The 24,594-nt window shown below is 31.3% G+C and carries 21 protein-coding genes; 1 reads left to right on the forward strand and 20 read right to left on the reverse strand.

All coding sequences use genetic code 11. The features are described from left to right. Positions 1–115 precede the first annotated feature (115 nt). The 17 genes from L1S46_RS09125 to L1S46_RS09205 form a co-directional block, all read right to left on the reverse strand. Entirely contained in the window at positions 116–1,177 is a 1,062-nt protein-coding gene (locus L1S46_RS09125) for an iron-containing alcohol dehydrogenase family protein (RefSeq protein WP_238899801.1), read from the reverse strand. A gap of 95 nt (positions 1,178–1,272) precedes the next feature. Beyond that, the gene (locus tag L1S46_RS09130) at positions 1,273–1,584 is read right to left on the reverse strand and encodes a hypothetical protein (protein ID WP_238899802.1); all 312 of its coding nucleotides are present in this window, start codon (positions 1,582–1,584) and stop codon (positions 1,273–1,275) included. An 83-nt stretch (positions 1,585–1,667) separates the two neighbouring features. Further along, on the reverse strand, positions 1,668–1,859 hold the full coding sequence (locus L1S46_RS09135) for a PspC domain-containing protein (RefSeq protein WP_017209073.1): 192 nt from the start codon (positions 1,857–1,859) through the stop codon (positions 1,668–1,670). A gap of 406 nt (positions 1,860–2,265) precedes the next feature. Then, positions 2,266–3,981 (reverse strand): dihydroxy-acid dehydratase, encoded by a 1,716-nt coding sequence (ilvD, locus tag L1S46_RS09140; protein WP_023973090.1) that lies wholly within the window; start codon positions 3,979–3,981, stop codon positions 2,266–2,268. Between the two features lie 230 nt (positions 3,982–4,211). Beyond that, positions 4,212–4,940: a FadR/GntR family transcriptional regulator gene (locus L1S46_RS09145; protein ID WP_238899822.1), complete on the reverse strand. Its 729-nt coding sequence runs from the start codon at positions 4,938–4,940 to the stop codon at positions 4,212–4,214. A 554-nt stretch (positions 4,941–5,494) separates the two neighbouring features. Then, positions 5,495–6,898, reverse strand: coding sequence for an amino acid permease (locus L1S46_RS09150; protein WP_238899803.1), 1,404 nt, complete (start codon positions 6,896–6,898; stop codon positions 5,495–5,497). Positions 6,899–7,310: 412 nt separating this feature from the next. Continuing rightward, entirely contained in the window at positions 7,311–7,790 is a 480-nt protein-coding gene (locus L1S46_RS09155; RefSeq protein WP_012060255.1) for a MarR family winged helix-turn-helix transcriptional regulator, read from the reverse strand. Then, a complete protein-coding gene (locus tag L1S46_RS09160) occupies positions 7,756–9,348 on the reverse strand; it encodes a DHA2 family efflux MFS transporter permease subunit (protein ID WP_012060256.1) in 1,593 nt (530 codons plus the stop codon). The genes L1S46_RS09155 and L1S46_RS09160 overlap by 35 nt, the downstream gene beginning before the upstream one ends. 12 nt (positions 9,349–9,360) lie before the next feature. Further along, positions 9,361–10,014 carry an efflux RND transporter periplasmic adaptor subunit gene (locus tag L1S46_RS09165; protein ID WP_017209079.1) on the reverse strand — a complete coding sequence of 218 codons (654 nt, stop codon included), beginning with the start codon at positions 10,012–10,014 and terminating at the stop codon, positions 9,361–9,363. Positions 10,015–10,033: 19 nt separating this feature from the next. Then, positions 10,034–11,017, reverse strand: a complete 984-nt coding sequence (locus tag L1S46_RS09170; protein WP_012060258.1) for an efflux RND transporter periplasmic adaptor subunit — start codon at positions 11,015–11,017, stop codon at positions 10,034–10,036. A gap of 267 nt (positions 11,018–11,284) precedes the next feature. Next, positions 11,285–12,691, reverse strand: a complete 1,407-nt coding sequence (locus L1S46_RS09175) for a HAMP domain-containing sensor histidine kinase (protein WP_238899804.1) — start codon at positions 12,689–12,691, stop codon at positions 11,285–11,287. Then, the gene (locus L1S46_RS09180; RefSeq protein WP_017209081.1) at positions 12,678–13,364 is read right to left on the reverse strand and encodes a response regulator transcription factor; all 687 of its coding nucleotides are present in this window, start codon (positions 13,362–13,364) and stop codon (positions 12,678–12,680) included. The genes L1S46_RS09175 and L1S46_RS09180 overlap by 14 nt, the downstream gene beginning before the upstream one ends. Positions 13,365–13,510: 146 nt before the next feature. After that, positions 13,511–14,902, reverse strand: a complete 1,392-nt coding sequence (locus tag L1S46_RS09185) for a L,D-transpeptidase family protein (protein WP_238899805.1) — start codon at positions 14,900–14,902, stop codon at positions 13,511–13,513. 118 nt (positions 14,903–15,020) lie between these two features. Further along, a complete protein-coding gene (locus tag L1S46_RS09190) occupies positions 15,021–16,754 on the reverse strand; it encodes an FAD-dependent oxidoreductase (protein ID WP_238861175.1) in 1,734 nt (577 codons plus the stop codon). 132 nt (positions 16,755–16,886) lie between these two features. Beyond that, entirely contained in the window at positions 16,887–18,272 is a 1,386-nt protein-coding gene (locus L1S46_RS09195) for a L,D-transpeptidase/peptidoglycan binding protein (protein WP_238861173.1), read from the reverse strand. A gap of 200 nt (positions 18,273–18,472) precedes the next feature. Next, the gene (locus L1S46_RS09200) at positions 18,473–18,946 is read right to left on the reverse strand and encodes an iron dependent repressor, metal binding and dimerization domain protein (protein WP_238861171.1); all 474 of its coding nucleotides are present in this window, start codon (positions 18,944–18,946) and stop codon (positions 18,473–18,475) included. A gap of 345 nt (positions 18,947–19,291) precedes the next feature. Further along, positions 19,292–19,642 (reverse strand): helix-turn-helix domain-containing protein, encoded by a 351-nt coding sequence (locus tag L1S46_RS09205; RefSeq protein ID WP_238861169.1) that lies wholly within the window; start codon positions 19,640–19,642, stop codon positions 19,292–19,294. Positions 19,643–19,769: 127 nt separating this feature from the next. Here L1S46_RS09205 and L1S46_RS09210 point away from each other — a divergent pair, with 127 nt between their 5' ends. Then, positions 19,770–20,165 carry a pyridoxamine 5'-phosphate oxidase family protein gene (locus tag L1S46_RS09210; RefSeq protein WP_238899806.1) on the forward strand — a complete coding sequence of 132 codons (396 nt, stop codon included), beginning with the start codon at positions 19,770–19,772 and terminating at the stop codon, positions 20,163–20,165. 156 nt (positions 20,166–20,321) lie between these two features. Here the strand turns inward: L1S46_RS09210 and L1S46_RS09215 are convergent, their stop codons facing one another. The 3 genes from L1S46_RS09215 to L1S46_RS09225 all read right to left on the reverse strand — a co-directional run bounded on the left by L1S46_RS09215 (position 20,322) and on the right by L1S46_RS09225 (position 24,469). Then, on the reverse strand, positions 20,322–22,025 hold the full coding sequence (locus tag L1S46_RS09215; protein ID WP_238899807.1) for a [FeFe] hydrogenase, group A: 1,704 nt from the start codon (positions 22,023–22,025) through the stop codon (positions 20,322–20,324). 79 nt (positions 22,026–22,104) lie between these two features. Further along, a complete protein-coding gene (nuoF, locus tag L1S46_RS09220; RefSeq protein WP_238899808.1) occupies positions 22,105–23,985 on the reverse strand; it encodes an NADH-quinone oxidoreductase subunit NuoF in 1,881 nt (626 codons plus the stop codon). Beyond that, positions 23,975–24,469, reverse strand: a complete 495-nt coding sequence (locus L1S46_RS09225; protein ID WP_238899809.1) for an NAD(P)H-dependent oxidoreductase subunit E — start codon at positions 24,467–24,469, stop codon at positions 23,975–23,977. Before L1S46_RS09225 ends, nuoF begins: the two co-directional genes overlap by 11 nt. Between the last annotated feature and the right edge of the window lie 125 nt (positions 24,470–24,594).

Consider the following 24,594-nt stretch of genomic DNA (forward strand, 5'->3'; position numbering starts at 1 on the left):
ACTCTAAATCTAGTATTACCCGTGGAGACTTTTTTATTCAGCTTTTACGATAGCTTCTTCATCACTTTTTTTCATGCATTTAATCTTTATTTTATTTCCATCTTTTCTGAAAAAATTATATTAATATGTAGTTCAAAATTTCATCCTCATCTATAATTTTTTTAGCAAGAATTCTATTTTCATCTACATGAATATACGTATATCTATTAGGTTTTATTGATGGAGCAATATCAATAGCTTTTTTATAATCTTTCTTTTTCATTTTTAAAGTTTTTGCATGCTCAAAAAAGTTTGTTTCTTTTAGTATCTTCGATATTCTTTCAAATCTATGATCTTGTACTTTCGCCATAATATATGTTGCAATTCCAACCTGTATTCCATGAAGCTGAGGCATTTCTAAAAATTTATCTAATGCATGAGATATTAGATGCTCTGAACCAGAGGCCGGCGAGCTATTACCTGCTATTTCCATAGAAATACCATTCAATATTAATGAATCCACTAATTCCTTCAGAAACAAATCATCTTTAATATTTTTAAACTCAGTTCTTATAAAACTATTGACTGCTTTCTTAGAAATCATAGTAGCAAAATCATCAATAATCATCCTTCCATTTTCTTCTTCAAATTTCCAATCATACAACGCAGTGATATTTGATACTAAATCTCCTATCCCCGAATATATAAATTTTTCTGGTGCACTCTTAATAACATCAATATCTACAATTATTCCATAAGGAGTTTTAGCTGGAAGAGATATTCTCCTGCCATTAACCAAAAGAGAGGCAACTGCACTTGAGAAACCATCATTAGAAGTTGAAGTTGGAATACTAATAAACGGTAGTTTTCTCAAAAAGCTCATGTACTTAACAGCATCTATAGCCTTTCCTCCGCCTACTCCAATTAAAGCTTCTACGTCGTTTGATATTTCAAAAGCTTTTACACTAATCTTTTCGAAATTTACATCTGATATTGTTTCTATTCTTGAAATATCTATATTAGCTTCTTTTAAAGAGTTGCATATAGAATCTCCAAACAATTCTTCTAGACCCTCGCCAAAGCATATTAAAACATTTTTAAACATGGCTTTCTTAATCAAGTTGCCTACATTATTTATATTTCCTTTTCCCACCTCTAAAATAGAAGGAATAGCTATTCTATGAGTTGACGTCTTCATTCATTTCACTCCTCAAAAGTATTTTCAATTTTTTAAAATATCAATTTTTATATCTTGAAATTAGCTTTCCCTAGGTGGAAAATAAAAAACATTTATTATTTTAAATCATTAACTACTTTGTTTATCTTATTTGCCTTATCCAAAGCTTCTGTCCATAATTCCTTTGAAGGAATTATTTTTTCTACCGTTGTATACGCTTCTCTTATAATTGGTATATTAATAAGGTTTGTACTTTGAATAGACATCAATATAAACCAGCACACACCTATAAGAGCTGCTATTCTTATGATACCTGCTATTGCTTTAATTAATATATAAAGAGCAATAATAGCAACTATTATTAAAACTATAGTATTTGTTGTTAAATGTATTGGCGTATTTTTTATCAAGCTATTTACTTTATCCATTTGTTTCCTCCCAAGTTAGATAGTTAATATTATATTAAACTTGCTCACTAGTATACTTCCTTAAATTTTAATTTTTCTTATGCTTATAATAGCGGTTGCTTTGGTATAATTAATGCACAAATTATATATAAGAGTAATCCTGATCCCGCACAAACAATCAAAATTGCCCACCCAATTCTGACTAATGTTGAATCAAGTCCAAAGTATTCAGCTATCCCACCGCATACCCCTGCTAACTTTTTATCTGTTGCTGATAGATAGAGTCTTTTCTCCATAATAGATTTCCTCCTAAATTGCTATAACATATCATTTGAACATAGTTCTTTTTCAAAATTATATCACTTTAGAATTCTATTTACTATTATTGAGGTATATATTTTTTAGTGCTAATATACGTTCATACACATCATTACTAAAACATTATATTTGTATATTTAAAAATTCTATATAGGAATCTGATTATTTTTTCAGCTTTCTACCCCAAAAGGCATTACATCCTTGTCTTACATAATATATCTTTTAAATCTAGCGTAATAAAGGGAAAGAACAATTCACTAACACATGAACCATTCTTTCCCTTTTAATAATTTATAATAGAAATCATAAAATTATCACTTATTATGGAAATATTTTAATCTGTATACTACATAATAAACAGTTTATCTTTCCCTTGTTTTTAATCTATTTCATATATCCACCTTTCATTGGTGATACTGCATGTTCTGAAAAAATCTTTAGAATTCCAGATTCGTATTTTGATTTTCGTGGTTTCCAATTCTTTCTACGTTCTTCAAAAACTTTCTCCACTTCTTCTTTACTGCATTTTTTTCCCTTTATACCAACGATCTGTAATACTCTATTAGGAATACTAATTTCAATCAAATCATCTTCTTCAATTAATGCAATTGGTCCTCCTACTGCGGCCTCTGGTGATACGTGTCCAATTGCCGGTCCTTTAGAAGCTCCTGAGAATCTACCATCTGTTATTAACGCTATACTAGCAGATAATTCTTCATCCGAAGCAATTGCTTCTGTTGTATAGAACATTTCTGGCATTCCGCTACCTTTTGGTCCTTCATATCTTATAATAACCGCATCCCCTGGACGAATTATTTTTCTTAAGACTGCATCAATAGCTTCCTCTTCACTATCAAAAGGTTTTGCTTTTAGTATAGCCTCATGCATTTCTTTAGGAACTGCAGAATGTTTTACTACAGCACCTTCTGGCGCTATATTTCCCTTTAATATCGATACAGAACCATTAGTACCAATAGCATTATTGAATGGACGAATAACATCTTCTTTTTTTAGTCCTACTTTTTCAAGATACTCATTACACTTCTCATAATATCCGTTAGTTTTTAATTCTTCTAAGTTTTCACCTAAAGTCTTCCCCGTTACAGTCATAACATCCAAATGAAGCAAGTGCTTTAGCTCTTCCATTATTGCTGGTACACCACCTGCATAATAGAAATATTGCGCAGGCCATTTTCCAGCAGGACGTATGTTTAGTAAATAATGTGCATCTTTGTGTATTCTATCAAAAGTCTCTTCATCGATATACAATCCAAATTCATGAGCTATAGCAGGTAAATGCAACAGTGAGTTAGTAGACCCTGATATAGCTGCATGAACTAATATAGCATTTTCAAAGGATTTAATTGTAACAATATCTTTTGGACGAAGATTCATTTTAGCTAGTTCAACAGCTTGTCTTCCTGCTTTTAACGCTACTTCTTCTAAATCTTCACATGTTGCTGGCATCAATGAGCTACCTGGAAGCATTAATCCAAGTGCTTCTGCCATAACTTGCATTGTAGCTGCTGTTCCCATGAATGAACAAGCTCCGCAAGATGGGCATGCGTTTTCTTTATAAAAAGTTAATTTTTCTTCTGAAATTTCCCCTCTTTGGCACATTGCACTATAGGCACCTATTTGTTCTAGTGTCAATAAATCAGGACCTGCTTCCATTACTCCTCCAGTAACCATAATAGCTGGTATGTTTAGCCTTCCGATTGACATAAGATGTGATGGAACTGCTTTATCACAACTTGAAATAAATACGCCTCCATCGAATGGTGTTGCATTAGCATGGATTTCTATTAAAGACGTTAATGTATCTCTAGACGCTAAGGAGTAATTTATTCCATCATGCCCTTGTGACATTCCATCACAAATATCTGTTGCAAAGTATCTAGCACCTTTCCCACCTGATTGTGTAATTCCCTCAACTGCTCTGTTAGCAAATTTCAATAGATGAGCACTTCCTGGATGACTATCTCCAAATGTACTTTCTACTATAATTTGTGGCTTTGATAAATCTTCTGTTGTCCATCCCATTCCTCTTCGAAGTGGATCCATCTCTGGAGCAATTTTTCTTACTTCTTGACTAATCATACTATTTCTCTCCTTAATCTTTATTTGACACCGTTTAAATACATCTGATGTATTTATGATATCACATCTGATGTATTTGTCAATTTTTTTTGAATTCATTGCTTTAATTCTTATTTTTCTATAAAAAGCAATATAAAACATGCACATTCATCTGATGTATTTAAAATAGCAGCAAAAAAATACACCTTTCTCCAAAACAAGAGCAGATGTATTTCATCAAGTCAAAACAATTAGTAATTTTTTTCCTTCGCTATAATACTTGCGATATTCCTTCGATTATATACTAAATGTAAGAGCATCGCATCATGGGCTCCATTAGCATTATGTTCCTTAATTGAATTTAAAATTTCCCTATGCGTCTCTATTGTTTCATTACGTAATTTTCTATTTGTAATATCTATAAATATAGTAATAGATCTGTTAATTATTGGAATCAAATTAACAATAACCAAATTCTTACTACTCTTAGCTATTGCAGTATGAAATTCTATATCTTTCTCTAAATACGGTTCATTTTTCAAGATAAGGCTCTCTATTTCGTCACACAGGCTAGACATTTGTTCGATTTCTTCATCAGTAGCTTTTGTAGCAGCTATAGATGCTATTGATGGTTCTATCATAAATCTTACTTCCAATAAATCAAGCGCTAATTTATATTTATCTTTTACGAACGTTAATCCTAGGGGATCATCAGCAATTCCACATTTATCAGAAATAAAAGTTCCAGCTCCACGTCTAATTTCTAAAACATTCCGTGAAACCAAAGCCTTTATAGCTTCTCTTATAGTGCTTCTTCCTACATTAAGGCTACTTGCAAGATCATATTCATTAGGTAACTTATCTCCAGATTTCCAATCATTATCTATAATCAATCGAACAATTCTTTCTGAAGTTTGCTCTCCTAGTGATTTTGTTGAACTATTTGTATCATTAAAACTCAATTCTCTAATATCTGACATATTTCCTCCAAATGCTACTATCTTGCAGCTTAAAAGTTCTTTCAAAAGTATTTTCTAACCCTGCCAACTTAACCCGCTTTATTATTTTAAAAAATAAGTTTTATCCCCCAAGTTATACACCCGCTGTTAAGCATGATAAATAATATGGAGGACAATTAAAATGTTAGCATTCACTTATTATAATACTTAAAAATACAGCAATTTAAAAGACCTTTTAAATATATTTTTAATGCACCAATTTTCCTCTTTAAAATCCTGTACACTTTCCATAATTATTTATAAATTATTTAAATTCTCTATTTACTATAATCTACACTGCTTTAGTATTAAAACTTTTCAAAGATTCTGATTAATTATTATTCATTTATAAAAGCTAGCTACGCCGCCCTCCACTTCCGTTTATTTTTATAATCTCATAATCCCCAATGTATACACAATTATATCACTAAAGACTTATATAATAAGCTATTTAGCATTTAATAAATTCATAGTTTTTTGTACAATAAAAACAGCCCTAAGTTATAATACTTAGAGCCAAATATTTTATTGTATAATTAATTATTGTTCTTTCGTGCAAAATACGGCATTATAAATCCTAGCCCAAGTAATACAAAAGGAGTTATAATATTAAGAACTAATTGAAATTTATCAGCTGTATACATACCACTAATACATGCAAAAGCAGTAAATGCAAAACACCATGCTCCAATTATAATACCAACAGTTCTGTTTTTTACAAATTGATATTCTGGCTTGAATTTTTCTCCTGCTTTTTTCAATGCAATATAAGCAGCAAATACCCATAAATAACGAAGTGGCATACACACGGCATTTAATTTTACTAGCCATTTCACTAGCTCGTCTACGTTCCCAATACCAAAGGCTGGAACTATTATTAAAATTGAAACAATTATTAAAATTAATTTATGACCATTTTTATATGTGCCATATTTATTTTTTACAAACATTTTTTCAGGAATAAAATTCTTATCCGCACTATCAAGTAACATACGTAAAGGTGCATCAATAGATATAATTAATACCGCAAACTGTCCAATCATGTTAGTAATAGCATAAACGACAACAAATAAATTACCTAGATGATAGTATTCCCCTAACTTCTGGAAGGCATAGTATGCTCCATTTGTCATTAAGTCTTTAGGAACATTATTTGAATCAAACATCATTCCAAGAGAAATTGTTCCTAAAATTGCACATACAGCTACCATAACAGCTAATGCAATCATACCCTTTGAGAATCCCTTTTCAGGATCATCCATTTCGTTTACATACGGCGAAATCTTTTCACAACCGCCAACTGCAAAAATTAATATAGATAGACCTGTAAAAAACTTCATATCAAATGCGGGCATAAACATTTTTATAGACCAATCTATAGAATTTAAATGCGCATTAGTAATAGCAGGTGCAGCTACCATTAAAACAATAAACAAAATTGACATTACAAACATCGATGTTCCTGCAAGTGTAGCTAATTTTTTTAACGGATTTAATCCTTTAGAAGCTATATAAAGTCCAACCAAAAAAATTACTAAACATGTTATTTGTAGTAACTTTGTATCCATACTGCTAATTCTTTTATCTTGAAATATAGCCCAACTTGTTGCTATCATAAAGTTTGATGGTTTTTGTGAAATATAAGGCATATGAACAATCCAATATGTCCATCCTGCATAATAGGCAACTCTAGGACTTATTGTTTCATTTATCCATGAACTGACACCACCACCAAATTCTTTAAACGCTGATCCTAACTCTCCTACCATTAATGCGTATGGTACAAAATAAATAGCAAAAATCAGGATCCAAGATACTACTGACTTAAGTCCATTATATTCAGAGAAACCATTGATAACGTTACCAAAACCCCAAACTGTTGAAAAAGCCATAAATGCTAAGGTATACCAAACAATTTTTTTGTTGTTTTTTTCAGACATAAACTTTTCTCTCCCACTTATATTATTTTAATTTTTATATTAAAATAATATAATATACTTTTACCTTTGTATACATCTTCGACAAAATTAGCCTTCATTTAATTATACTACTAACTCAATTAAAATATACAAATAATTTCACTTTAACTTTATTAAATTAACACATATATTACTTCTTTTTTTTAATAAAAATAACAAAATTTCGGCTACTACATTGAACGTCATATTTCCCATTTATCACCTAGCCAATTACAGTTCACCTGGACATTAAACTTAAAAAGATTCCGATCCAAATAAAAGAATTATAAAATCAGTCTTACTTTGGCCTTTTATAAATTTCTTAAAGAAAAACACTTCACTCATAAAAACTATCCTAAAATAATTGTATATGAATAAAGCGCTTTACAATTTTCTAATTATTATTCAGTAATATACTGAATTGTTTTAATCCATAAATTATTTTTTCTACTTCTTCTGGATCTGTATTTTTTATAGAATTTAGTATAAGATTTGATATAAACTCTTTTTTCATTTTGCAAATATCATTGTTTTTCCTAAATTCCGCTGAAATTGACAATCTTACAATTCTACGATTTTCCTTTGGTATTTCTCTTGTAACAACTCCCTGTTTTGCAAGACGATCAACTATTCCTGAAACTGTACTTTTAGTTAATCCTATCTGATCACTTAATTCATTTAGAGTTATCGATGGCATCATATATAAATGAAATATAACATTTAATTGAGGTGCTGTAAATCCGCAATCTTTTGCAATTTTTTCAAACTTACAGCTTAATTCTTTTCTAATATTCCTAAATACACCAATAATCTCATCCGCTTGTTTTTGATGTAATTCATTATTCGGCGATGAGGGCCCCTCCTGTAGATTCATTTTTTTCACCTTCTTTATTTTCTTTTTTAGGCTCTTTCTTTCCACCCATAAATAAAGCTAAGAATATAGTCACGAATACTATAACAACAGTTACTACAACTGAATATGACATAGCATCTACATACGCTTGACCTTGAATTATTTTCACTATATAAGATACTGCAGAAGCTCTAGCAGTATTTGTATCCATTCCCATTCCCATAAATGCTTTAGTTAATGTACTTATTGTGCTATTAGAAGTTGGATTATATACATTAATTTGTTCAGATAACTTTGCATAATTATAATCATTTCTTCCTTGTATAAGAGTAGACATTAAAGTAACGCTAACTGAACCAGCCACCTGTCTTAAGGTATTTGAAAGAGCTGATGCTCTACTAATTAAATGTGCTGGAACAACGTTCATCCCGGTAGTACTAATCGGCATCATACTCAATCCTATTCCAATGGACCTTATACAATTAACAAGTATGATATAGTCTTTACTCGAATTCATGTTTATAGCTGTTGCAAGTTCATATGAAGCGCCTGCAAGTATTATAAGTCCAGGTATAACCAGTGCTTTTACGCCAACTTTATTTAATAAATTACCGCTAAGAGGCATCATAATTCCCATTACCAGAGCTCCCGGCAACATTATTAATCCGGCTTCCATAGGTGTATATCCTCTTATATTCTGTAAAAATAATGGTAATACGTAAACACCGCCCATCATAGCTAGAGTTAATACACTAGTTATAATTTGGCTAATTGTAAAATCAAATAATTTAAAAACTCTTAAATCTAATAATGGATCTGGATGAGTTAATTCATTTACTATAAATAATACAAGACTTAAACATCCAAGGGTCATCAAAATTGGATTTTCAAGTTTTGACCAATCAATTGATGAGCCTTCACCTAGAACATATAGTATACTTACTAGCCCTACAGTGGAAGATAAGAATCCAATTATATCAAAGGATTTAAAAGGTTTCCTTTCTGTCCCCTTTAATAAAATTAAGGCCAATATTACTCCTACTATCCCTACTGGGACATTAACATTGAAAATAAGTCTCCAGTCCATCTTCTCAATAATATATCCACCCAAAGTAGGTCCTATTGCAGGTGCTGCCATCGCAGCTATTCCCCAAAATCCAAGTGCTAATCCAATCTTTTCTCGAGGAAATATTTGATATATTATTGACATTCCTACTGGCATTATCATTCCTCCTCCAATGGCTTGGAGGACACGAAATGCTATCATACTTGTATTGCTCCAAGAAAGACCACATAACATAGATCCAACTGTAAACATCGCTAAAGCAAATACATATATTCTTTTAGCTCCTAAAATTTCTTGTAAATATCCAGTAAGTGGTATAATGGCACCAAGCGCCAATGTATAAGCTGTTAACACCCACTTTATATCATCTAAAGATACTCCAAAAACAGCCATCATTTTAGGAAGAGCAATATTTACTATACTACTATCAAGTATAGACATGAAAGTACCTATAATAACTACAGCTAACGCTAACCAACTACTTGCTAATGATTCGTTATTATTCTCTCCCATTATATCACCTCATCATTTAATATGAATCTTAATAACTGCATTAGTTCCTGGAAGAATCTTATCATCAAAATTATCAAGTTCAATTTTTATTGGTACTCTTTGAACTACTTTAGTAAAGGTTCCGCTTGTTGATGATGGTAATAGTGATATAGCAGAATTAGATATTTCACCTATTGTTTTTACTTTTCCACTAAATTTTTGTGAATCATATTCATCAATAGTAATATCAACTGGTTGTCCAACTTTTACTTTTTCAAGTTTCGTTTCTTCTATGTTAGCAGAAATATAAAGCTTAGTTGGATCTACTAACGTAATTAAAGTTTGACCTGTTGATAAAAGTTCTCCAACAGTTCCCTGCTTCTTTACTATAATTCCATCAATAGGTGCTCTTACTAAAGATTGTTCTACACTTGTGTCTGGAAGATTATTCATTTCTTGACGCGCTAGTATTTCATTTTTTGTTACTTTATCTCCTTCATCAACATTAAGTTCTAGTAGTTTACCAGAAATTTGTGGAGTTACACTAACAAAATCTGCATTAACTCTTGCATCTTCAGTTGAAACATAGTATGCATTTTCATACCAATAGTAGAATCCTATACTACCTAATGCTACCACAATTACCAACAATATTCCAATAATTAATATTTTACGCTTTCCTTTCATATTCAAGTCACCTCTTCCCTTATTCCTTTAATCCAATTTCAGCAAACATGCCAGGCTTTAATTGTGAATTTGGGTCTGCTAAACTAACTTTAACCAAAATATTTCTACTTTGCGAATTTAGTTTTGAATTTATTACAGTTATCTTTCCGTCAAATTCAACATTATCTACTTCTGATACTTTAACTACCACATCTTGTCCTTCTTGAAGCTGACCTGCAATATCTAAAGGTGCATATGCATTTACCACTAAAGCATCCGGATTAGATATTGAAACAAGAGTTGCACCTGGAGATGCCATCTCACCTACATTAATACTTTTAGCATTTACTACACCCGAAATCGGCGCTGTAAGAGTTCCATTATTTAATGTTGTTTGTGCAGTTTTTAAGGCAGCTTCTGCTTGTGCCACTTGAGCTTTATAAACATCTATACTTGTTTGTGTTGCTCCATTATTAAGCATGTTCAATTGCTCTTGTGCAGATTTCTGTTGTGACTCTGCAGTTGTAAGCTGTTGATGTGCAGCTTCAAGTTGCTGCTGAGTATTTGCTCCCGCATCAACTAAAGCTTTAGTACGATCATAGTTTTTCTTAGCAACATCATAAGCTTCATTTGCACTATCTAAAGTTGCTTGAGCTTGAGATATTTGTTCTGGACGTGTAGAATTCATAGCGTTAGTTAACGTCGCATTTGCAGTATCAACCGCTGCCTGTGCTTGATTCACTTGTGCTTGCAAGTCTTGAGTATCTAACTTAACTATAGTATCCCCTGCATTTACTTTTGACCCAACATCAACTAGTACTTCTGAAACTCTTGCTGAAATTTTTGAGGCTATATTTGCTTGATCATTTGCTTCTATTTTTCCAGCCATTATGTATTTATTTTTAGCTTGCTCTGCAGTAGTTTCAGCAGTTTTTGAATTATTGCTTGTATTTCCGTTATTAGTCGAACCGCAACCACTTAACATTAGTGCTACAACTAAACAAACTAACATAGTCTTTTTCATATTAACCCTCCATGTACGAATTATTTTTATACATATTGTTCGCATACTAACAGTATGTATTATACATCAGATTGTCCTTGTTATCAAGAATATTATTCCATGAATTTATACATTTTTTTCGAAATCGTATACACCTTTTACAAAAATCCCTTGCTCTTTTTCATGTATTTTAAATATAAATATATTTTATATCAAAAAAGTCATGCATATATATTTTGCATGACTTTAATATTCTCTTATATTTGGGATAAATTTATATTCAATAATCTATTCAGGTATTTCCAAATAGAAAGTCACCCCCTCTTCCACATTTTTCACTTTAGTAATTCCACCATGAAGTTGTGCAATCAATCTCACTAATGACAGGCCTATACCATGACCTCCATACTTTCTAGCTCTCGACCTGTCCACTTTATAGCATACATCCCAAAGCTTATCCATTTCTTCCTCACATATGTTATCACCAGTATTGAAAACACCTATCTTTATTTTATTTTCTTCTTTCTTGCCTATTATATTAATAATTCTTCTGCCTTTCACATGATCGATGGCATTCGTAATGAAATTATTTATAGCCTTCTCAAGCAAGTCTCTATCAGCATGTATTTCACAGTCTTTCACACAATCTAAAGTGAAAGTAATATTTCTCTCACCAACTACTGGTTTAAATCGTTCTACAATTTTGCATAAAAATTTGTTAATATCAAATGATACAACATTTAGTTTAATCATTCCACCTTCCATCATAGAATAATGTAAAAGTTCTTTAACCAAGCTATCCATTCTATCGCATTCTTCAACTAATATCGAACAATATTTATCCATTGTTTCCCTATCATTGGCCACTCCAAATTTGAGCCCTTCCGCATACCCTTTAATTATCCCAATTGGTGTCTTTAATTCGTGAGACATATTCCTTACAAGTTCTTTCTTACGCTCCACATCTTGTTTAAGTTCATCTATACTTTTGTTAAGCTTGTCAGAAATCTTATTTATACTATTTCCTAGCCTTCCTATTTCATCCTTCGAATCTATATCAACAACCTTGTCAAATTTAAGATTAGATATATTTTCAGCAATTTTACTCATTTCTATAATTGGCTTTGTTATTTTATTAGAGAAAATAATAATAAATATAGCACCAATAAACATTACTATAAGTCCTGCCAATATATAAAATTGATTTGCAATTACTACGCTCTCATGAATACTCTTAAAAGACTTCTTTAGAATAATAAAATCTCCATTCTCAATTTGTGAAACAAATACTAATTTTGTCCTTTGATCATTATTTTTCTCATCAATATAGTAAACATACTTTTTCGAAAGTCTTTTTTCATTCTCTACAATAGTTTGTTTAATCTCCTTAGATAGACGTTTTTCTTCATCATTTGATTTAGGATGAATAGAATTGTATTTTATATCATAATTATTATCAACAATTATTGTATTAATGTTATCAACACTTTGTATTGTGTCTACATATTGATAATTGTCTTTTTCTCCTTCCGTATATTCATCCTTAATTTTCTGACTTACTGACACTAAGACTCCTTTATTTTTATAAATATAATATGATTCTAGGAAGACTGAATTTAAAATTATCCCACCTAAAACTAATGAAATCATAAGAACCATAAATATATAAAATAATTTTGTCTTAATTGTTTTCATATTTTTCTACCTCAAACATGTATCCACTTCCTCTTATAGTTTTTATCCAATCTCCTTGTTCCGAAAGTTTAGCCCTTAAAGTTTTTATATGCGTATCTATAGTTCTTATATCACCATCAAAATTATATCCCCATACTTTATCCAATATCTGCTCTCTGCTTAGAACTGTATTAACATTTCCAACTAAATACAGTAAAAGATTATATTCTTTTGGATTTAATTTGATTTCTTCATCATCAATCACTACTTTATGAGTTCTTTGATATATCCTTAAGTTTCCTACAGCTATTTCGTCTGAGAATTTCTTCTTTACTTTCTTTACGATGTTATTCAAGCGTGCAACAAATATTTCATAACTAAACGGTTTTCCAATGTAATCATCCGCACCTTTTTTAAGCCCTAACACTTCATGTTTTTCATCTCCTAATGCTGTCAGCATAATTATTGGCACTTCAGATTTTTCTCTTATCTCTTTAAGAACCTCCCACCCATCGTACACTGGCATCATTACATCTAATATGACCAAATCAATATCATTATTATTAAAAAACATATTAATAGCTTCTTCCCCATCACACGCTTCTATAGGCATGTACCCTTCTTTTCTTACTATATCACATACTAAATCACGAAATATATTGTCATCTTCAGCTATAAGAATTTTTATATCCATAATATACACCTTCTCTAATGTTAAAATTAAAAGCAGGTTCAAGATTTTTAATCTATAAACCTGCTTTTATATTAGCATAACTTTACTTATTTATACTATTTCAATAGTATTACAATTTTATTAACAAATATAAATTAAATAGTACATTATTCAGTATATACTATAATTGGAGTTCCCGGCTCAATATTTTCAAATATTGTTTTTGCTAAATTATAAGGTGAATTTACGCATCCATGTGAACCGCTTGTTAAATATATCTGCTTACCAAACACTCCATTTCTCCAACTAGCATCATGAATACCTACATTTCCATTAAAAGGCATCCAATAATCAACTGGTGAACTATAATCTTCACCCTTTAATGTTGCATTTTTCTCTTTGTAATTTAGAACATATGTCCCTACTGGTGTACCCGTATTATTACTTACATTTCCTGTAACAACATCATCATCAACAACTAGAGCTCCATTTTTATAAAACCATACATGCTGCTTAGTAAGATTGACTTCTACATAAGTATTCCCTATATCGTTAGTTCCTTTTACAAATGCATTTTGTGCATATTTTGGTTCCTTTGTTACATCTTGTCCATTCCTTATAATTTCTATTAAATCTTTTACTTCTTTAGAGTTATCAACAATCCATCCATAATTACCGCCACTCACTTGTACTGTTTTTTTTGTTGCTGTAACAAAATCTCTTATGCTACCAAAAGTATTATAAATGCTAGATATTTTATATACATAATTCCGAACTTTATCTTCATTGATTGTAACTTGCATATTGTCATCTACTCCAAGCCAGTTATGTATAGTAGATCCATCCAAAACTTCTTTTTTGCCATTTGAATCATACGTAATTTTTAATCCTATGTATTTATTAAGTGTATCTCTTGCTGCAGTTACTTCATCTGACTTTGAAGTGTATTTAGGATTTTCATAACAATTGCTTGAATCTAAATCTATTGATGTTTTCCCATCAAGGATCGCATTAGCTACATTATCATGTAAAGCATCTTTATTTATCTTATTTCCTAAAACTTCATCTACTATCTCGTATTCTCCATCTTTATAATTTAAGCTAGCATTTTGTGGTTGGGTTATCTTCTTGTTACTAACACAAGAAAGCTTATTTAGTGTTTGGTTTAGTTGTTCTTCATCATACATAATTATCTGGGATGCTTCAGAATTATTTTTCTTAAAAAATGTACTAGGCCAAGCAAATGAACTTTGATTCTTCTTTAATTCTTTGATTTTATCAGAATTATATTTTAATCCAATGTCACTAGCTTTAATTTGTTCTTTTACATCTCCTCTTTCGTCTAATTCCAATGCATATGATTGCATTTGGGCAGCTAGCTTTTCTTCTGCTCCCTCAACGGTCTGCCCGCCAACATTAACCCCATCAATTACGGTTCCAAAGTGAAAATGATTAATAGAATATAATGACATACCTAAATATATAGCACCCAAAGTACAGAGAGAAATTATAACCCCTGGCATAACCTTGTTACTACTTTTATTTCTTCTTTTTCTCATTATATCTACTCCCTTCGCTACTATTATACTAAAAAATCTAAATTATTAATATATAATTTTTCACCAAAAAAAGCCACCATAAATAGAAAATGCATTTCTATTTAAAGGTAGCTCACTCTCACATACTTTTACAGTACTCTGCTAATTTATTTGCAGCTTTCATTGCAGTACTTACAGAACCTTCTATCCATCCATGCGTCAAAGAAACATGTTCTCCTGCAAAATATACTCTATTATTATATTCTGGTTTTACCATCGCATTAGAAAAAAGTTTTTGCTGCTGAGGCATAAAGTAGCAAAATGCTCCATAAAATCCTTTTTCTCTATCCCAGTCAACAGTTTTATGATCTTCAACTATATAATCAAGATATCCTCGTGGAAGACCCTGGACATCCTCAACTTGCCTTTTAATCAATTCAAATCGTGCATTATCATCTAAGCTTCCTACGCGTATTCCGTCTAACCCTAAATTATATGATGCTATCAGAACTCCTTGATTATCCTTAGCACTTCTTTTTCTTCCAACAGAAACATTCATCTTATTTTTTGTTACTCCACCATAACTAGTACTAATACTATGACTAGGATACCATATGGTTTGAATTGGCAAATCAGTATTAGATCCTCCGCCAACTATCTTCTCATTATCATTTCCTTTTTCCCAAAAACGTTCATTACACATAAAAAGAGTTTTTTGAGATGATGTATAAAAAACTTCTCTTATTGACTGCATTTTTTCATTGCTAAACATAGGAAATACATTCACATCTCTAAGGCTTGAAAAAGGTATTGCACAAACAACGAAATCGAAAGTTTGACTATAAAGCTTAGATAACTTCTCATCCGCATATTCTAACACTACTTTATCCTCTATATCATTAATTTTATATATGCTTTTTACTGTCTTTCCACTTTCCCAAGATACTTTTCCCAATTCTTCATCTCTAATATTATTATATTCTTTTGGTTTTTTAGACATTAACGAATCATAAAAAGCTAGTGGTAGATTTACTGCTCCACCAACAATTTCGTACCTATATGCATAATCTACAGTATATTCCTCAATTAAATTTTCAGAATAACTATTATAATAAAATGAACCTAGAAAAGGTGCAACTCCAGAAATTAGCTCTATTGCTCCTTCACTTACACCCATCTTTTCAAGTACTTCCCTTATTCCAAGACTACCAACATATTTAATTATATCTGAATAATTTTCTTTTACCTCTAATAATTCCTTTCTTATGGAGGGGGGTATTTTTAATAAATTACTTGACAATGCATCTCCAATTATTTTCTGCCATGGAGTATTTCGTTCCCTCTCAGTCAAGTTAAATTCCGGGTATATATTTTCCATTACACTTTTTCCCTGAGGATCATTCCTCGCACGTTTATGTCTTATATAAAATAATGCATTTTTATTATTTTGAATAAATGGCCTTGTTTTTATACCAAAAGTATTAATATAATGCCATGTTGTTTCATGACCTACTGGTGTACGCATAGCACCAAGTTCACCATAAAGTCTTTTCTCCTCATCAAAATAATAGGTATAGACTCGTCCTCCAATCCGCTTCTCTTCTGTTTCAAAAATAGTAATATCAAAACCTAGTTTTCTAAGTTCAAAGGCTGAGGCTAAACCTGCAATACCTCCTCCTATTATCCCAACCTTAATGCCTGAGCAACTTCCAGGAGGTAAAATTGTTGTAATATCTTGTGGTGGACTTAATAATTCAACTATATTATTAAAATCTTCAATACGATTCGCTTCCTCTAAAGTCATCCTTAACATTTCATGCCTTTCTTCATCAGTTGGATTATCTGGTTGAATAAAATTTGTTTCTCTAGGCAAATAAAGCCACTCCTTTAAACAAAATCACTATAGTTAAATATATTATTCTAGCAGCTGCAAAAGACCAGCTAAAAGCTAGTCTCATTTTTAATCTTAGTTTATTAAGTTCTAAATTGATAATTTTATAGAAATTTAATAATAACAAACCACAGGCGTTCCCTCATTAATATTATTAAATATAGTATTAGCTAGATAATATGGAGAATTTACGCATCCATGAGAACCATTTGTCAAATAAATTCTTCCTCCAAATACTGATCTCCAACTTGCATCATGAATGCCTATTCCTCCATTAAAGGGCATCCAAAAATTAACTGGACTGCTATATCCCTGACCTTTTAAAGTAGCATCTCTTTGCTTGTATTTTAATGAATATACCCCAGTAGGTGTTGACGTATTATTGCTTACATTTCCTGTAACCACATCTCCCTCTACTATTAAAGAACCATTCTTATAAAACCATACGTGCTGCTTGCTCATATTTACTTCTACATAAGTATTACCAATGTCATTACTCCCAGGAGACATTGCTGATTGTGTATATTTAGGCTCTTTTGTTACAGATTGTCCTTCTTTTATGCTTGAAATTAATTCTTTTTCCTCATCATTATTATTAATTAACCAACCGTAATCTCCTCCGCTAACTTGCACAGTGGCACCTAGCGATGTAACAAAATTTCTTGTCTTACCAACTGTATTGTAATTATTCAATATGCTGTTTAGATATTCTTTGATTTTTGGTTCATCAAGTGTAATTTCTAAACTATTATTTACGTTAATCCATTTGTTTATTATAGATCCATCTATTACTTCGGTCTTATCACCAAAATTATATGTTATTTTAGAGGATACATATTTATTAAGGGTATCTTTAGTATTAATAACCTCCTGAGATTTTGAAGTATATTGAGGCTTTTCATAACAATCCTCCGAATCCAAATCTAATGTTGTTTTCCCATTAAGAATTGCATTCACAATACTATCATGTAGCGCCATCTTATCAATTTTATTACCATATACCTCATCAGTAATTTTATATCCATCATCTGTATATTCAAAACTAGGGTTTTGTGGTTCATTTACGTTATTACTATTAAAACATGAAAGATTATCAATGCTTTTTTTTAGTAACTCATCATCATAAGTAACTACATTTGTTATCGTAGAATCATTGGTTCCCAATAATGACATAAGCCAATTAAATGGATTTTGCTTATCTTTTAGTTCCTGAACTTTTCCATCTGGATTATACTTAAGATTTATCTCAGTTCCTTTAACTTGTTCTTCATTATTTCCTCTTTCCTTTAATTTCAAAGTATAATTTGTTATTTCGTTTGGCATTTCTTCATCTACTTCTTGTACAGTCTTACCCGAAACATTAACACAATTAACCGTAGAACCGAAATAAAAGTGGTTCATAAAATAGATTGCCAGCCCCAAATATATGGCAAGTAAAGTAAAACATGAAACTATAATGCCTATTAAAAGTTTTTTGTGTTTATTTTTCTGCATTTCCATAATAACGTCTCACCCCGTTATCATTATACAAATGTATAGAATAAATAATGTATGCTTTATTTACCCATTTATTTTTAAACAATATCATTCTTTTACAAAACATCCCATATTATCTTACTAGGTAATTCCTAATACTCAATATACATAAATTTATTTACAAATTATCTCATACTTTATGAGACATCAAAAAATTATATTTACTATTCTTTATTTCTCTTTTTAAAATTCCTATACCTTTCTAACACATCTATGTTCTCAGCAAAGAACATATTTAGCATATCTATATTATTAATAGTTTCGCTGCTAATAATATGCTCAATCAATTCTGTTTCCTCTAAAATATCCCGTTCACACTCTAAATATTCCAAAAACTTCTTTACAATATTATGTCTTTCGAGCAAATACTTACCTATATTTATTCCTTCCTCAGTGAGAATTATTACTCCATACCTTTCATATTTTATAAGAGATAATTCTCCAAACTTTTTCATCATTCTAGATGCTGATGAATCGCGAACATTCAGCATTTGTGCTATTTTGTTTAGCCTAACTACTTTTTCTTCCATGCTGCATCTATAGATCATTTCTAAATAATCTTCCATTGAAGGAGTAAGCAATTTTCTTGTCAAATTTATATTTTCATATCCTCTTGCAGTATGAAAATTCTTTTCCATATTTCTCACCATCCAATTTTACTATATTTGGGGGATTTATATATTACCAACAGTTATGTTCAAATTATCCTACATATGTTAGCATAGAAAAAGTTTTTCTCTAAACTTAAACTTACTAATAATATACAAAAAGGCAAGTTAATATGAATATTAATTTTGTTACTATTTAATTAGACTTATAGTTTTAGTGTTTTAGATTGACATTGATGTCAATAAAATCACAACATTTAATACGATCTAAATATTTTAAGACACATCTTTCAGGCTATATAGCTAACCTCAAAAAAATTAGGAATGTTATAATTTAAAATATTAAATTATAACATTCCTAATATATAACTATATTTAAGTTTCTGAAACTTCAGCTGATTTTATATGATCGATATATTTTTCTCCCCAAATAGATATGCTATCCAAAACCAGTTTAAATTCTTTTCCTATCTCAGTTAATGAATACTCAACTTTTGGCGGTACCTGGGGAAAAATCTTACGATTTACCAACCCATACTCCTCTAAACTACGAAGCTGTTTTGTTAATGTAGCTTGCTTTAATTCAGGTAATAATTTTTGTAATTCTCCAAAACGAAGTGTTTTTGTACTTAAATTATGTAAAATTACTATTGCCCATTTACCTGCAATAATTTTTTGTGCTGTTACAAACGGACATTTGCCAAATAAATTATATTCTTCCTCCATCATGTACTCCCCTTAGTATATTTATGATACTATGTATTTAAAATAATCCTACTTGAAAAAATTACGGTAATAACCTATATTATGTACAAAGAGATTATAACATATTAAAATTTAAGGAGCAATTAAGATGAATGAAGTATTAGAATTTTTACTTAACAACCCTACCTTCTATATTGCAACTATGGATGGTGATCAACCAAGAGTACGACCTTTTGGTGCAGTAATGAAATATAATGACAAATTATATTTTGCAACAAATAACACTAAATCTGTTTTTGAACAGTTAGTTGCAAATCCTAAGGTTGAAATATCCACGACTTCTCCTAAAGGTGAATGGATTCGTTTAACTGGAAAAGCAGTTTTTGATTCCAGTACAGAAGTAAAATCAGCTATGTTAGAATCAGTTCCATCCTTGAAAAAAATGTATGGCTTAGATGATACCATCTTTGAAGTGTTTTATCTAGAAGATGCCGTTGTAACATTTAATTCTTTTTCTAGTGGTCCTAAAACAATTAGACTATAATAATTATTTGTAATAGTCTAAAAAAGCTATACTCTTGCTTGATGTATAGCTTTTAATTTTATGATTGCCAAAATACCTAACTAATCTCAATATACCCTAATTATATTTCACAAGTATACGTTGATATTTCTATTAATCCTTCTGCGAATTCATATTTTAATGTTCACTTTTATCATAATGAACATGTAGTAATTCTTTCGTCCTATTCTTTAGCAATCCTTCATATAAAGATTTAACCACCAGATTTTCTTCGCTTCTTTTAATTTGCGTAACCTTATCTATCTTATATAGTCCCTTTGCCCTTTCATTTTTCTCTTCCATTAATCCAAAAGGTTGCCCCGCACCAGCTATGCATCCTCCAGGACATGCCATAACTTCTATAAAGTCAAAATGTTCTTCTCCACTCTTAATTTTTTCAATTAGATTTTCTGCATTTCTAAGTCCACTAACAATGCCGATTCTAATGGATTCATCTTTAACTTGAAGTTCACATGTTTTTACTCCTTTCATACCTCTAACACCTATAAATTCTATGTCCTTTAATACTCTTGAAGATTTATCTTTAATAACTTCACGAATAACAGCTTCCGTTACTCCTCCAGTAACCCCAAATATTACTCCTGCTCCAGAGTAAAGGGAAGGTGGTATGTCTGAAGCTTCTGCCTCAATTTCATCAAACTGTATTCCAATTTCTTTTATCATTGCACATAGTTCCGCTGTAGTAATTACATAATCAACATCCGGAATATTATCCCTTATAAATTCTTCTCTAGCCGCCTCTGCTTTTTTAGCTGTGCATGGCATAACTGCTACAGATATTGTTTCTCTATTCTCTAAAGAATCTTTTTCTTTGAAATACGCCTTAACAACAGAGCCAAACATCTCCATTGGTGATTTACAACTAGATACATACGGCAATAATTCAGGGTATTTATTTTCTACATATCTTACCCATGCTGGACAACAAGAAGTAAATAATGGAAATTTATTATCATCAGACTCTAACTTCTTTAAGAATTCTTTTGATTCTTCAATTACCGTTAAATCAGCACTTAAAGAAGTATCATAAATATTTTCAAAACCCAATTTTCTCATAGCCGCAACAATTTTCCCCATAACATTTTCACCAGATTTTATACCGAATTCTTCACCTAAAGCAACGCGCACTGCAGGAGCAACTTGTACCACAACCCTCTGCTTAGGATTATATATTGCTTTCCAAACATTTTTAATATCACTCTTAACAACTATTGCTCCTGTCGGACATACAGTTGCACATTGTCCACAATTCACACAATCTGTCTCTGCAAGGCTTTTCCCAAACGCTGGACTTACTACCATATTTGAACCCCTATTGACGAAATCAATCGCTCCTACACTTTGTATTTCACTACACATCCTAACACAGTCTCCACATAAAATGCATTTATTAGGATCTCTAATGATTGATTTAGATGATGTATCTAAATCTTTTTTTCCCTCAATGCTTTTAAATCTAATATTTGTTAAACCAAAACGTGATGCTAATTTTTGGAGCTTACATTTTCCATTCTTTTCACATATAGTGCAGTCTCTACAATGTGTTGCAAGTAGTAATTCTAAAATTACCTTACGATACTTTTGAAGCTTTGGTGTATTAGTTCTAATTGACATCATATCTTTTGGTGGCGTAGAACAAGATGTTAAAATGCTACCTCTTTCATCCTCGACCACACACATTCTGCATGCCCCATAAACTGATAAATCTGTATAGTAACAAAGAGTCGGTAAATCAATTCCTGCTTTTCTAACTAAATCTAAGATATTCTTTTCTTTATCAAATTCTATCCTATTGCCATCAATCACCATATATTTTGACATAGTTTCTTACCATCCTTTCTGTAATTTATAAATTTCATATGATAGATAATGAGAAGAGATAATATTATAGAAGAAATATTTAAATTACTCTAATCGCCTTAAATACGCAGCCTTCAATGCAATTACCACATTTAATGCATTTTGACTTATCAATGACATATGGTTTCTTTATTTCTCCTGTAATAGCTTCTACAGGACATCCCTTAGCACACTTTGAACAGCCTCTGCATTTCTCCTTATCAATCTCATATGAAATTAGTGACTTGCATACACCCCCTGAACACTTTTTATCTACAACATGTTCTATATATTCATCTCTAAAATACCTTAATGTGCTTCTAACTGGAAATGCTGCGCTCTTTCCAAGCCCACAAAGCGCTGTATCAGAAATAGTCTCTGCTAATTCTTCTAATGTATCAATATCCTCCAAAGTACCTTTACCCTCTACTATATCATTAAGTATTTCTAACATTCTTCTAGTACCTTCTCTACATGGTATACATTTACCGCAGGATTCATTTTGAGTGAAATTCATAAAGAAACGTGCCATTTCAACCATACAATTTTTATCATTCATAACGACTAGGCCTCCACTCCCAATCATTGCACCTACTTTCTTTAACGAATCAAAATCCAAAGTTAAATCAAGATGATTTTCACGAAGGCATAGACAACCTCCAGACGGTCCACCAATTTGGACTGCCTTAAATTCTCCACCTTTTACTCCTCCTCCAATGTCAAATATGATCTTTCTCAATGTTGTCCCCATAGGAACTTCTATTAATCCTGTATTATTAACATTTCCCGTAAGAGCAAATGCTTTAGTTCCATAATTATTTTCGGTTCCCATAGTTTTATACCAATGTACCCCTTTGTTAATTATTGGGGATACATTACAAAATGTTTCTACATTATTCAATACTGTTGGTTTACCAAACAAGCCTTGTTCTACAGTTCTTGGAGGCTTAACTCTAGGCATACCACGATTCCCCTCAATCGAAGCTGTTAGTGCACTACCTTCCCCACATACAAATGCTCCTGCTCCCTGATTAATCTGAATATGAAAATCAAAACCTGAATTTAATATATTATCACCCAAGAGTCCTTTTTCCATAGCTTGTTCAATAGCTATGCGTAATCTTTTTACTGCAAGAGGATATTCTGCACGAACATATATATATCCATTGTGTGCTTTTGTTGCAATTCCTGCAATAATCATCCCCTCAATAACACCGTGAGGATTTCCTTCCATCATGCTTCTATCCATAAATGCTCCCGGATCACCTTCATCGCCATTACATACAATATATTTTTCTGATTCTTTCTGCTTTAATACCTGAGCCCATTTCTTTCCTGTGGGAAATCCTCCACCTCCACGCCCTCTTAAATGTGCCTCAGACATTTCATTTATAATTTCTTCAGAAGTCATGTCAAAAAGAGCTTTCGCAGTAGCACTATAGCCACCTTCTGCTAAATATTCTTCAATAGACTCCGCATTAATATGACCACAATTATTTAAAGCTACACGAGTTTGCTTTTTATAAAACGGAATATCTTCTTGCTTACTATAAAGCTTATCTCCATCCTTATAACTTAAACCAGTAACTACTTCATTCCCAATAATACTTTTTTCAATAATTTCTTCACAATCATCTATACTTACCTTTATATATAACCATCCCTCTGGTTCAATTCTTATTAAAGGTCCCATTTCACAAAATCCATGACATCCGCTCTTTTTCAAGCCTATAGTATTGTCATGTGGTTCTTCCTTTAATTCTAATGTAACCTCCAATCCCTTTTCTTTTATTATCTCCTTAAATCTTCTATAAATGTTTAAAGATCCACCTGCTACACATCCAGTGCCTGCACATACTAATATTTGCTTACGTTGCCTGACTAAAGCAGCCTTATATTTTGAGCTTATAGAATTTAGCTCTTCTCTTGTATTAATTCTCATTTGATAACTCCTCCTTTAACTGCTTCACTAGCTTTCTTGCTTTCTCTGGTGTCATTGACGGATATACTACATCGTTTACAGTACAAACCGGAGCTAATCCACATGCTCCTAGACACGATACTGTTTCTACTGTAAAATGCATATCATCGGTTGTAAGTTTTTTCCCAGAAAGCCCTAATTCACTCCTAAACTCACTAAGAATAGGATCTGATTTCCTTACGTGACAAGCAGTTCCATCACAAATTCTAATCACGTATTTTCCTTTCGGTTCTAAAGAGAAATTTTCATAAAATGTTGCTACTCCATATACTTTAGCTTCACTAAGCTTAAGTTCTTTTGCTATATAGCACAACGCCTCTTCTGGCAGGTACCGGTATTCCTTCTGAATTTCCTGCATAATAGTAATAATTTGTGTCTTGTCATAATTGTTAGAAATTAAAATATCATCTAGTCTTTTTATTTCTTTTTGATTTACCATGATCATCCACCCTCCTATTATATATAATTAAGTACCTTTTATATCAAGACCACTATGAGTCAAGATTTCTCTTATTAGTATCTATTATTCTACATGTAATCATTTTCTCCTTTGTTTTAACATTGATTACA

Source organism: Clostridium sp. YIM B02500 (genome assembly GCF_022324665.1).
Lineage (GTDB): Bacteria > Bacillota > Clostridia > Clostridiales > Clostridiaceae > Clostridium > Clostridium beijerinckii.